This window comes from Ligilactobacillus sp. UO.C109 (assembly GCF_026847815.1).
GTDB classification, from domain to species: Bacteria; Bacillota; Bacilli; order Lactobacillales; family Lactobacillaceae; genus Ligilactobacillus; species Ligilactobacillus salivarius.
In genome coordinates, this window is record NZ_JAPSFH010000006.1 from 151,090 (window position 1) to 164,176 (window position 13,087).

Consider the following 13,087-nt stretch of genomic DNA (forward strand, 5'->3'; position numbering starts at 1 on the left):
AATTAAATCCCCTTTTCACATTATTAACTTCCTATCTAAATTAAATACTTAACAACCCTTAATCCCAAATTTTGAATAATTACTCATACTTCTCATTCCTCTATACTAGTCAATCTTATTAATTTTTATCGGTAGTTTTATACACATTATATGTCTCACTACTAATTTTGTCCTGTCCAACTTTTTTTAACTTCTTATTTTTTGCAAGATTTCCATTATCCTTTTTTACATCTATCAGTATCAATGAATTTTTTTCAATACTTTGATTCATATTATTACTATCTATCATTTGATAATTTTCAAACTTAGAATTTACTGTCAATATTTCTTTTGAATTAGGATTATCTTTAGTTGCCTGATATTCATATGGAGATATTGGAATTAAATCTCTTATCATCATTAAAAATTGAAAATCAGTTGTATCAAAATAAACCTTTTTATAATTTTTAGTCTTTAATCTTTTTATAGTTTTTATCAGATTAACATCATATTGTCCTACAGCAATATTTCGTTGTTGAAAATAAATACTACTAAAATTTAAAAATAAAATTGCATAACTCATAACAATCGCTAATTGAACTTTTTTACTAATAAAAATCTCATTTATTCCAATAGTTATAAAACCTAACACTACAAAATGAATAAAAATCCAATGATTATAATTAGGCGTTACAACTAACATAATAGGAATTGAACTCATACACCCTAATATTAACAACTTATCTATTATGTTTCTTCTATATAGAGAAATGATTATCCCTATCATTAAAAATGGTAACATTATCGGATAATATGCACCTATGCCTGGGATACTATTCCAAGGTAACCCGTCTGTATTATTTAAAAACATATGTCCGCCGTCTAACACATTTTTTACTATGTTATGCAAGACATCTCCATCAAAACTTATCATTGACTCACTTGCTCTACTACTTAGTAATTTAGGATAAGTCCATATAAAAATATGTACAGTTTTATTTAACGCATCAATATTGGAACGAATTGCAAATATCATTATGGGTATAAGTTCTAATAGTAATATAAAAATATAAAGTAATAATTCTTTTACTGGTATATTCTTTGATAAATAAAATACTCCAAAAATACCCGGAATAAAAATTAATAAATACATCCATCCTACATTATAAGAATATGCAGTTAATCCCAGAATAAATGTTCCTAACATTCCAACTAATATTCTAGTGCATACCCCTCCTATTTTGAATCTTGTACTTAATAATAGCAACAATGTACCAATTAAAACCATGAAAGGTGATATATTACAATCCATTCCAAATCTTGATATCATGATAAGCCAAGGTGAAGTACAAAAAACCATAACAGTAAGAAAAATACTTTTACTTTTTATATCAAAGGCATTTAGAACATTAAAAAGTAATATTACAGAGGTTAGCGAAACTAATACTAACGGTAAACGATAAACATATACATTGTACCCTAGTATTTTAAAAAAAGTACCTACCAACCTAGCATATAAAATCGATTGCCCTTGTCCTGCAAAAGATTGTAAATATATCGGATTACTGTTTAAATTACTATCAACTCCGTATTTAGATAAAGCCCATGAGTCATACATGCCATTAGCTTCATCGAAAAACATGGTTGGCACAGTTTCTAATTTGAATAACAGTACTATGGAAAAGGCAACCATACCAATTATAGATACTATATTCCAAGCATTTAACCTCTCTTTTAAATTATATACTGCATAAATAATATTTAATATAAATATTATTATTAATCCATACGCTAACATTGTCTTTTATTTTCCTCCATGTTGATGATTTATCTATTACCATGTTTTTTGTTTTTATAACTTATATAAGATATAAAGAATATATTCATTCCAACTATCATTGCAGATACAATATTTACTACTCTATATTTCATAGGAACAATATATTTAACTTTTACATCTATATTTTGTAGATTCTTACCTTTATATATTTGTAATTGTGAGTATTTATTCACATAAAGCTCAACTTTTATACTATTTAGATAGACATTATAATTATTTTTATCATAAATAACAAATGGCAAAGTTAGTCTCCCGCTATCAGATGGAAGTTCTCGAAGTTTATAGGTTATTTCTTGATATCCTGATTCTATATCTTTATTACTTATACTCTTTCTATAATTTCCAATAGATACTTCATGATTAAATATACTTACATCATTTTCTCTGGCACTCTTCTTATTGTAGTCATTGTATGTAAAATATTTATTAGTATCAGCAGTTTGATTTATCGATAACATCTTATTATAGTTACTAGAATTAACTAATTTATCCCATGGATTTGCTATATCTTTATCACTTTTTGCTATGTGATACATACTTTTTTCATTAGATATAAAACTTTGTTCTGAAACAATTACTGAGATCAAAGAAACCATAATTACTAACGATACTCCCCATATTTTCAGCATTTTCATACTATCTAAAGTAAATACTGCACATACAGATAGAAGTACTATTATTATTGCTAACAATCTCCATGGAAATTGAATTATCCTTAAAGGAGTATTTTGTAATAACGACCACGGAAAAATACTTGTTATTAATATTAACAAAAATAATGACATCATATACATTCTTCTTATATTAACGGACATCTTCTTCAAAAAAAATATTCCTATAAATGTTAATATTAGCAATATAATTCCTATATTTTCTGAATCTATCCCAATAGAGTTAGATAAAGAAAGTTTTATTAATTTTACTGGAGTATAGTTGTATATACTCCACAATGATGAGCCAGGAGTTGCAATATGTTCCCTTAATAAGTCAATGAGTGGTACTAAAATTATTAAACTCTCTAATATAGATAGGATTGCACCAATTATTAATGACTTTATCTCAGTAATTACATTTCTTCTATCACTTAATAGATGGAGAATATACACACCTATTAAAAATAGAATCGTCATTACTGCAGATAAGATATGAGAATATAGTTCTAATGAAAGACCTAAAGATAAGATTAGAGCACCTCTAATATATTCTCTTCTAGCAGTTATCAAATAGTACCCAATTAATGCTAATGGTACAAAAATTAGTGCCCAAGCCTCACCAATATCAGCCCTACCAAAATCATTATACATAACATATGTACTAGTTCGTAAAATTACTGCAAATATTAATGCAATTTTCTTACTACCTTTAAAAAATATCCATCCCGCATAGAAAGCAACTATCAAACCGAGAAATTGTTCAACCATAATATAACTATAATATGAAATAACTGGCTTTACTAAAATCAACCTAATTAATCCATATATTATTAAATTAATCGATGGATATCCTTGACCTGTAGCAATTCCAACTCTAGTCGCACTATATGTAGATATATAACTTAATAAATGTCCACTTCTTAATGTTCTATATGCTTCTTCTAAACGTTCAAGAGAAATATTCTATCACTACTTACGTATATGATTCCAGTTCTTATGAAACTCCAAACATATATGTAAGAAATAATAGCAAATAATCCAATAATTCCTATATATTGTATATACTTTTTCATTAATTTTCTCCTAGTAAATAATATATTACTTACAAAAAAATCCACATGCTTTCCTTGGAAGATCAACATGTGGAAGATATCAATATTTAGTTATCTGATATTCAATATCCAAGGAATAGCTCAATTACTTGCTTTCCTTGTCTGCTTCGTCGCGTTCCTTTAAGAAGTTAAGTACAGCTTGGTGTTGTGCACGACGCTTCTTAATGTTCTTGGAGTTTACAGGACGACGATCATTTGCTACGCCAACATGTGTATTTTGTGACATTCTTAGTCCCTCCTTTTCAACTCATATACTTGCTTATTTTATCTTAAATTACAAATTATTTCAAGGTCTTATCCAAAATTCATATCATATTAATTCCAATTCATACACTCTTTCCATTTAAATATTTTCTTCCAATTTCTCACAAACAGACTTATACTAATTAGGTACATTCATTAAATTCAAGTTTGACTTGGACTGGTTCGTAAACTTCCCAGTATAAAAAACCAAGAATCTCAAAGGAGGTCGGAGAAATGAATGACAGACAAAAAGTTATCATTGACTGTGATCCAGGAATTGACGATAGTCTAGCATTAATGCTTGCTTTAACATCGCCCGAACTAGAAGTCGTCGGAATCACAACCGTTTCTGGTAACGTTCCTTCCGATATGGGCGCTAAGAATGCCCTCAAAATCTTAAATCACTTAGATCGTCTTGATATTCCAGTCTATCAAGGTGCAGCAACGCCACTTAAACGTGACTATGTTGATGCCATGGATACGCATGGAGAAGATGGTTTAGGTGAATCTTATCTTCCTGAAGTCTCAGGTGTTCCTATTCACGATAACGCTATTGAGTTTATTAATCAGACTCTAGCCGATAATCCTAATCTAACAATTATTGCGTTAGGACCACTAACCAATATTGCACTAGCTCATCAAGCACAGCCAGATGTTTGGAATAACTGTACTCGTTTTATTTCAATGGGTGGAAATTTCAAGAGTTTTGGTAATTGTTCCCCTGTTGCTGAATACAATTACTGGTGTGATCCTGATGCTGCTAATTATGTTTATCAACATCTTCCCGTAAAAATCGAAATGATAGGACTTGATGTTACACGAAAAATTGTGCTTACACCAAACATTCTGGAACTAATTCATCAAGTTAATCCAGAACAAGCTGATTTTATTCAAAAAATTACAAGATTCTATTTTGATTTTCATTGGAAATATGAAAAAGTTATCGGCTGTGTTATTAATGACCCCTTAGCAGTGGCTTACACTATTTTTCCAGAATTATGTACTGGTTTTGACTCCCATACTGAAATTGAAACTAAAGGTATCAGTATTGGTCAAAGTGTTGTTGACGAAATGAATTTTTGGCATAAACCTATAAACAGTCACATTTTGACAGAGGTAGATAACCTACGTTTTATGCAAATCTTCTTGCAACGTACCTGTTCAATTGATGCAAAACTTCTGGAAAAAATTTTGCCACAATTAATATCGGAGGAATAATTCATGAAAAAATTATCAACTAAAATCATAACTATCTTAGCTTTATGCATCGCCTTAAATATTGTCGGAAGCAACATTGCTTTACTTTTGAAACTTCCAATTTACTTAGACACTATCGGTACCATTCTAGCTGCTTCTTTAGCCGGCCCAGTTGGTGGCGTTACTGTAGGTGCTTTAACTTCAATCATTGTTGGATTAACAACTGACCTATTTTCACTATATTACTTACCAGTCCAACTCATAATCGGTTTTATCGCTGGCTTAGTATATTCACACTATGCAGCAGATACATTTAAAAAGTTATGGTGGTTAGCCATTATTATTTCTTTACCCGCTACTCTAGTAAGTTCTGCTATAACATTATTTCTATTTCATGGCATTACTAGCTCTGGATCTGCTATTATCGTACAAATACTGGCTAAATTAGGTTTAAGCAAGGGATTAGCTGTATTCCTTGTTCAAGTTGGAACTGACTATCTCGATCGTTTAGTTGCTATTTATGTCGTTTCACTTGTTTACAAAGCCCTAAAGAGTCGTATGTCTTTAGGAGTAACTAAATATTAATTTCTCAACAAGATTGGCATAGACTAATCTTGTTTTTTTATCAAAAAAAGCCGAGTATCCAAACTCGACTTTCATATCTATTAAGATTCAGAAGCACCTGATGTTGCATCTACTTCTGGTTCAGCAACTTTTACTTCTTCTACCTTTGTTTCTGATTCAGATGCGCCTGATGTTGCGTCTGTTTCAGGAGTAGCTACTGGTTCTTCTTTTTTCTCGGAAGCACCTGATGTTGCATCTACTTTTGCATTTTCATCAGCTACCAATTTTTGACCTGTCATCTTCAAATAAGATTCAACTACTGGCCAAATATCAACTACCCATTCATTAATTCCACGGTAGCGACCATCTTCATCATGCATCGCCTTGTAATAGTGCATTACATGCTTTTCATTAACCTTATTGATAAATGGTACTGGCATACTTACAAGATCTGTTTCACCTGTACGGAGTGTATGAACCACATGTTTTACACCCTTCAAAGCACGTTCTGGGTGAACTGATTCTAATGGATCTCCAACTTGCTTAGGTTGACGAGGTGCCAACATATCTTTAGGATTTTCATCCATACGATTATAATAGATAAATTGGTTATTATCATCAGCAAATGTCAATTCAACTGGCATTGTATTCAAGAACCAGTTAAGTTGGTTAACTGTCAAAAGACCTCTATCTAACTTGACATAAGTATCACCTTCAACTGCATTAGTCTTAGCTGCAGCTTGTTCTACCCAGTCTTCAGCCTTCATGTCTACACCTTTAACGGTTGTATCAATTTCTTGAGATGCAGTTAAGTCTTCTGATTCCCAGTCACCTTTTACATCATTATTTTTCTTCATAGCTTTTAAGACTTTGATCCACTTCAAGAAGTTGCCCATAACACTTTCTAAGAAGCTAACAGTTCTTGCTTCTTTTAAGTTACCATTTTCATCAAAAGCTGATTTGACATTTCCTAATAAGAATTCATCCTTTGGCATTACTAAAGCATTTACCCCTGGAGATTCTAAAATTTGACGTAAATCTAATTGTGCTCTACCAGAACCTTGTTCAAAGTAAGAAGCACCTACCAATAATACTGGTTTATCTGCGAATGGATGAACACTAGAAGATAACCATTCAATCACACTCTTTAAAGCAGCCGTAGTTGTATGATTATGTTCAGGAGTTGCAATAATTACACCATCTGCTGCAGAAATCTTCTTATTCAAATATTCTACAGCTGGTCCCATTTCCATCCCTGCTCTAAACATTGGAACATCTCTAATATCAAGAATTTCAATATCAATTGTTTCTTTAAAATGGCTTGCTATGTATAGCATTAATTTACGATTATATGATTCATCGGCAATTGAACCGATAATTCCTACTAATTTCATCTATGACACTCCTTTAACTAATCTTTCCATGAATAGTTTTCTACTTCTTTTCTTTGTTCATCATTAGCATTAGTTAGATGTTTTGAAATATTTGAAAATACTTCAAAGTCTTCAAATAAACCTTCTAATAATGTAACTTTTTCTTCGTTATTTAAATTTCCATCTTCATCAAATGCTTGCAATGAATGACCTAATAAGAATTCTGAACTTGGCATAATTCTAGCACTCAATTCTGGTGAATCTAAAATTCTGCGTAAATGTGCTTGAGCTCTCGAAGTACCTAAAGTACCGTAAGAAGCTCCAACGATCATAACTGGTTTACCTACAAAGGGATGTCTTGCATAGGATAGCCATTCTAATGCATTCATTAAAACAGCAGGTACTGAATGATCATATTCAGGTGTAGCAATAATCACGCCATCTGCTGCTTCGATCTTCATAGAAATTTCTGCTGCTTTTTCTGGGATAACTCTATCTTTGTTCTTAAAAAATACTGGTAGATCACTAATATCAACTAGTTCAATTTCTGCTTTTTCGCTGAAATGATTCTTAATATATTGCATTAATTTAAGATTAGTAGACTTCAAATCATTAGTGCCGGCAATTCCAACATAGTGGTTCATAAGTTTCAACTTCCTTTAACTAATTAATTATCTTTATAAGTTTATTTTTACACAAAGTCAGTTTCTTTGCAAGCACTTTCAGTTTTATTAAAATATTTTTTAAACCTATAAAATATTTTTATATCTGACAAAATAAAAAAGCGTAAAACCAGTATTCATCTACTTATTTTACACTTTTATAATTAATTTATTTAGCTTCTAAATTGACATTTAATTCCACTGGAGATACCCCAGAAGAACTTATTTTAATTGTGCCAACTTTCTCATTCTTAGTATTTTTTGCTTTTATTTTTCCATTAGATAGAGTTAATTTTGCTTTTATTCGTTTAGGATCAGCGTTCTTGGCTACCCAAATATTAGTATCATTTACTTTCAAATTTTCTTTTTTCAAAGCCTGCTTAACACTCTTTATATCCTTAGTATTAACTACTTTATCATTATTCATAACTGACTCAATCATCTTATTCGTTTCAGCAAATTGTTTATTATAATCTGAAGCATTCAAAATAACAGTTATCACACGTTGTCCATTGAATGTACCTGTTCCTACAAAGCAATATCCAGCCTCATCTGTAAATCCTGTCTTAAGACCATCTATTGTCCCATTTTTAGGAGCTGCATAACTTCCTTCCAACATATAATTAATATTCTCCATATTGTATGTCTGATCGGCACTTATTTTAAAATCAACATTCTTTTGTTTGGTGATATCTATTACTTCTGGATAATTATTTACTAAGTACTTTGAAATCAAAGCTATGTCTTTAGCTGAAAATTTATTTTCTTGATCATCGCCTACATTCTTCAACTTCAAATTACCTAAATCTGAATTTGGCAAACCAATCATATTATAAATCTCAGCATCAGTAACTCCTGCTTCATGTGCTACTTCTTTCATCTTTTTATTAAAATCTTGCACACTTCCAGCATCAGCCAAAGCTAAAGCTTCTGTACTACCATCTGCCGATACAATCATCATTGATTCTATTAGTGACTTAACTGTATAGCTTTCACCCTCGTTTAACTGAACATTTGAGTATTGCCAGTTATTAGCCATATCCGCTACATCTTTGTTCACTTTAATTTTTTGATCCCAACTTAATTTTTGGTTGTGGATATCTTTCATAATAACCGCTAATGTTAAAATTTTAGTTAGTGATGCAATCGGATATTTGCTATCAGCATTTTGTTGATACAAGACCTGACCAGTACCTGCATCTATCATGTAGGCTGCCTTAGCATCAATCTTATCTGCCTCTACTCCTCTCATAATTCCACTACCAGTTATAATTGCAATTCCTAGCATAACTAGAATTAGCCAATTCTTAAATTGCTTCTTCATAAATAATTCTCTTCCTCATTAATTAAGTTATCTATCAATAATAACGCAACTTTATTTCTATATTGTTAAACTAAGATTGTTTTCTGTTTTCACTTTATTAAATTAATCTTATCCACGTTTGTAAATCCAAACATTTCATCTACGTGGATAAAAATGGCAGTATTCTACAACTTATCCCCAAGTTATGCACACTTTTTGTGGATAATACCATTTTATTATCCAATAAAGTGAACATATGTACCTCTATTTTACTTCTAGCATTTGATTATTTAGCACTTATACACAAAGTTATGCACAATACTGTGTATAAGTGAATAAAAAGACGGATAAAAATTATCTTTTCCAATAATTTATCCGTCTTCTATTAATATTATTTAGCTTCTGCCTTTGCTTGGCGCATAATTGCTGATTTCAACATAAATGGTGCAATAATTGTAGTTAAGATGATTACGATAATAACACTTGAATAGAACTTATCAGATAACAAGTGTGCTTCATATCCTACTTGGGCAATAATCAATGCCATTTCCCCACGAGAAACCATTCCTGCTCCGATAATATCACCAGAATGCCAACTCATTCCTAGCATTTTAGCACCTAAGCCACAGCCACCCCATTTTGTTAGTAAGGCCAATACTAACAAAATTACAATAAATAACCAATTAGTCAATAAGCCTTTAAAGGTCATGTTCAATCCAATTGATACAAAGAACATTGGAATAAACACTGCATAGCCGATTGGTTCAATACTTGAATCTATCTCTTGTTTATATGGAGTTTGTGCAACTGCTACTCCGGCAAAGAATGAACCTACCACTGCACTTAAACCTACCAAGTCAGCAAAGAATGCCATTCCCAAGCAAATTACTAATGACATTAGAATTTCACTGGAAGATATTGGTAATTTTTCACTGATCTTCATTAAAAGTGGGGCAATCCATCTAAAGACTAAGTAAATACCAATAAAGTATATTACTTGAATTAAGATACCCACGCCTAAATTAGATTGAGTATGTCCACCTTCTGCTTGAGCAACATCACTGAAGATACTTACTAAGACACTTAAAATCAAAACCGCCAATATATCATCAATTACGGCAGCGCCTAAAATCGTTGTTCCTTCTTTTGTATCTAACTTCTTTAACTCTTTTAACACTTCAACTGAAATAGAGACTGAAGTTGCTGCGAAAGTTACGCCGAGAAAAATTGCTTCTTCATTAGTAAAGTTATATATTCGCCCCAAAAGATAAACTAAAATAATTGGTGCAATTACACCGAATAAGGCTACTGAAGTCGCAGGTTTAAGATATTTCTTCAATAAATCTAGATCACTTTCAAGTCCCGCCATAAACATTAAGATGACCACACCAATTTCTGAAAAGATGTGGACAAAATTATTACTTGTCACCCAACCTAGCATCGCTGGTCCCAGAATAATCCCTACCAATAACTGACCAATTACAGCAGGCATTCCGACTCTGCGACTAATACTGCCAGCAAAAGCAGTTGTCAGCAAAACCAAGCAAAGTGTTCCTAAATAGGTCATATAATCTTCCTTTCAAAGTACCTAAAAATTACTCTACAATATATATTTTACAAAAAAAATATTTGTCTTAAAAGTCAAATACCCTGGCTATTCAATGTAAACGTTCCCTCTATTACCATAGAAGTTTTTCTATAAAAAGTCTATAATGGTAATAAATATTCTAAAAGAAAGGATCGTTATTATGAAATTCAATCAATTCGCTCATGTCAAAGTTCCTTTTGAACAAAAATTAGCAGAACTCAATCGTATTGCTTTTCTTCACGCTGGTGATGAAGATTTAGCTAGCAATCATATTTATCGCTTATTTTTGGAACGTGCTTTCCCAAATTTCAAAACTGAAGTAGCTAAAAATCACGCTCTTTCCAATCTAGCAGCTACTGAGAATGCTGATATTTTAACTTATTTAAACTCTAGTAAAATAAATGCTCGCGTTTTCTATGCTGTCGGCTTACAACTCTTAGGATTTGAAACTGAGCTTGATTTCGATTTAAAAGATCCATTTTCTGCAATGGACAAGCTAAACTTGCCATACCAAAAAGAATTAAATCATTGCGATGATGTTATTAATGCTTGGTATGATTTACTATGTACTTCAACTAAAAAGGGACAGAATTTACTCGATATTCTAGCTAACCGTGGATATTTCACACAATTTTACCAATTGAATCTGACAGAACCAATTTTCTTTAACGGAAAAGCTCAACCTGTTTTTGATACAAATAAACTTATCCACGAAGTAGTCTATGTTGAATCAGAATTAGATACCGACCAAGATGGTAAGCGTGATTTACTAAAAGTTATCATTACGCGTCCAGCAATGACTGATAATGGTATGAAAGTCCCTACTATTTTCACAGCTAGTCCCTACTATTTAGGAACTAATGATGCTAGTGCTGAGAAAATGATGCACAGTGTTGACTTACCAATTAAACGTAAGGAAGTTAACCAGCTTTCTTATCAAGATATTGAATACCATAAGCCAGAAACTAAACTTCCTAAGAAACGTCCTGTTGTTATCTCTACTAAAAATGCTGAAGAAAGTTGGGAACACTTATTTACATATACTTTTAATGACTACATGTTAGCTCGTGGATTTGCTGTTGTTTATTCTGGTGGAGTCGGAACTCTGGATTCTGATGGCTACCGTACTTGTGGCGATGAAGCTGAAACTCTAGGAGCTAAAGATGTAGTTGAATGGTTAAACGGAAAGAGAACGGCCTTTACAACTAAAGAAGCTAATAAGGCTATTCCTGCTTGGTGGTCAAATGGAAAAGTAGCGATGACTGGGAAATCATATCTAGGAACGCTTGCCACAGCTACCGCTACTACTGGCGTAGAAGGATTAGAGACTATCATTAGTGAAGCTGCTATCTCTAGCTGGTATGACTACTATCGTGAAGGCGGACTTGTTATTGCACCTGGTGGATTCCCTGGGGAAGATGCCGACATCTTAGCTGAAGAATGTTTTAGCCGTCAAAAAAGTGCTGGTGACTATAATCGTGCTAAAGATGGTTTTAACAAATTCCTATCAACTATTACTAAAGATCAAGATCGCACTACTGGTAATTACAATACTTTCTGGGATGCTCGTAACTATTTGAAAGATGTAAGTAACATCAAATGTGATATTGTGATGGTTCATGGTCTCAATGACTGGAATGTTAAGTTAAAGAATGTATTTAACTTATATAATAAACTTGGTGATGTTGAAGTAACGAAGAAACTTATCTTACATCAAGGTCAACATATCTACATCAACAATTTCCAATCACTTGATTTCACAGACATGATGAATCTTTGGTTAAGTCATAAATTGTATGGTGTTGAGAATAATGCTAAAGAATTACTCCCAGATATCTTAGTTCAAAATAATACTAAAGAAAGTACATGGGAAACTTATTCTAGTTGGCAAAGTAAGAACTTTACTAAGTTATACTTAGATTCTGATTCTCTCTCTAAACAAAAGAAAGAAAATCAAACTTTAGAATTTAGTAATCATTTGCCAGAAGCTACATTTAAACACTATCAAGCAAATATTAATAGTTGGAAAGAAGATATTCTTGCACCAACTAGTCCAAAACTTGAAAATAATCGTTTAATCATCACTAGCGAACCTTTAAAGCATGAAACTTTACTTAAAGGTGTCGCTAAAATCAAATTGAAGATTGCTAGTCAACTTGATCATGGATTGGTTAGTGTTAAGTTGGTTGATTATGGCGATGCTAAACGTCTAGGAGCTACTCCTACAATTATTGAAAGACGTGGCTTAGATTTAGGTTATCACTGGCAAGAAGATAATTTAGTAGAATTTAAGTTAGCTAAGGAAACACCATTTAAGATGATTACACAAGCTCACTTGAACTTACAAAATCGACATAATGACTTTAGTACAGATGAACTTAAAGTGAATAAGTTCTATGATGTTGAAATTACTACCCAACCTATGTTCTATCATCTTCCTAAGGGACATAAGTTAGGCTTGGTAATCTATGCAACTGATATGGAAATGACTTTACAAGGCAATGAAGAAAATTCATATCACATTGATACTACAGGCTCATATTGCCTACTTCCAATAGAAGAATAACAAAAAC

The 13,087-nt window shown here is 31.9% G+C and carries 10 protein-coding genes and 1 riboswitch; of the genes, 3 read left to right on the top strand and 7 right to left on the bottom strand.

The window, feature by feature from the left end; all coding sequences use genetic code 11:
* Positions 1 to 118: 118 nt before the first annotated feature.
* The 3 genes from OZJ21_RS02220 to OZJ21_RS02230 all read right to left on the bottom strand — a co-directional run bounded on the left by OZJ21_RS02220 (position 119) and on the right by OZJ21_RS02230 (position 3,810).
* A complete protein-coding gene (locus tag OZJ21_RS02220; protein ID WP_098183725.1) occupies positions 119 to 1,777 on the bottom strand; it encodes a hypothetical protein in 1,659 nt (552 codons plus the stop codon).
* A 29-nt stretch (positions 1,778 to 1,806) separates the two neighbouring features.
* Positions 1,807 to 3,282: a YfhO family protein gene (locus OZJ21_RS02225; RefSeq protein ID WP_268857365.1), complete on the bottom strand. Its 1,476-nt coding sequence runs from the start codon at positions 3,280 to 3,282 to the stop codon at positions 1,807 to 1,809.
* A gap of 387 nt (positions 3,283 to 3,669) precedes the next feature.
* The gene (locus tag OZJ21_RS02230; protein ID WP_003701828.1) at positions 3,670 to 3,810 is read right to left on the bottom strand and encodes a hypothetical protein; all 141 of its coding nucleotides are present in this window, start codon (positions 3,808 to 3,810) and stop codon (positions 3,670 to 3,672) included.
* Positions 3,811 to 3,999: 189 nt separating this feature from the next.
* A riboswitch (PreQ1 riboswitch) is annotated at positions 4,000 to 4,044 on the top strand.
* A 17-nt stretch (positions 4,045 to 4,061) separates the two neighbouring features.
* On the opposite strand from OZJ21_RS02230, the gene OZJ21_RS02235 reads away from it, so the two are divergent.
* The gene (locus OZJ21_RS02235) at positions 4,062 to 5,045 is read left to right on the top strand and encodes a nucleoside hydrolase (protein ID WP_268857366.1); all 984 of its coding nucleotides are present in this window, start codon (positions 4,062 to 4,064) and stop codon (positions 5,043 to 5,045) included.
* A gap of 3 nt (positions 5,046 to 5,048) precedes the next feature.
* On the top strand, positions 5,049 to 5,609 hold the full coding sequence (locus OZJ21_RS02240) for an ECF transporter S component (RefSeq protein WP_160996324.1): 561 nt from the start codon (positions 5,049 to 5,051) through the stop codon (positions 5,607 to 5,609).
* Between the two features lie 80 nt (positions 5,610 to 5,689).
* On the opposite strand, the gene OZJ21_RS02245 is transcribed toward OZJ21_RS02240, so the two are convergent.
* The 4 genes from OZJ21_RS02245 to OZJ21_RS02260 all read right to left on the bottom strand — a co-directional run bounded on the left by OZJ21_RS02245 (position 5,690) and on the right by OZJ21_RS02260 (position 10,493).
* Positions 5,690 to 6,982, bottom strand: a complete 1,293-nt coding sequence (locus OZJ21_RS02245; RefSeq protein ID WP_034982810.1) for an NADPH-dependent oxidoreductase — start codon at positions 6,980 to 6,982, stop codon at positions 5,690 to 5,692.
* Between the two features lie 17 nt (positions 6,983 to 6,999).
* Positions 7,000 to 7,605, bottom strand: a complete 606-nt coding sequence (locus OZJ21_RS02250) for an NADPH-dependent FMN reductase (protein ID WP_003709552.1) — start codon at positions 7,603 to 7,605, stop codon at positions 7,000 to 7,002.
* Positions 7,606 to 7,792: 187 nt separating this feature from the next.
* A complete protein-coding gene (locus tag OZJ21_RS02255) occupies positions 7,793 to 8,947 on the bottom strand; it encodes a D-alanyl-D-alanine carboxypeptidase family protein (protein WP_095761734.1) in 1,155 nt (384 codons plus the stop codon).
* A 370-nt stretch (positions 8,948 to 9,317) separates the two neighbouring features.
* Positions 9,318 to 10,493, bottom strand: a complete 1,176-nt coding sequence (locus tag OZJ21_RS02260; RefSeq protein WP_003701155.1) for a cation:proton antiporter — start codon at positions 10,491 to 10,493, stop codon at positions 9,318 to 9,320.
* Positions 10,494 to 10,674: 181 nt separating this feature from the next.
* Between OZJ21_RS02260 and OZJ21_RS02265 the strand changes: the two genes are divergently transcribed.
* The gene (locus OZJ21_RS02265; RefSeq protein WP_268857367.1) at positions 10,675 to 13,080 is read left to right on the top strand and encodes a Xaa-Pro dipeptidyl-peptidase; all 2,406 of its coding nucleotides are present in this window, start codon (positions 10,675 to 10,677) and stop codon (positions 13,078 to 13,080) included.
* Positions 13,081 to 13,087: the final 7 nt, after the last annotated feature.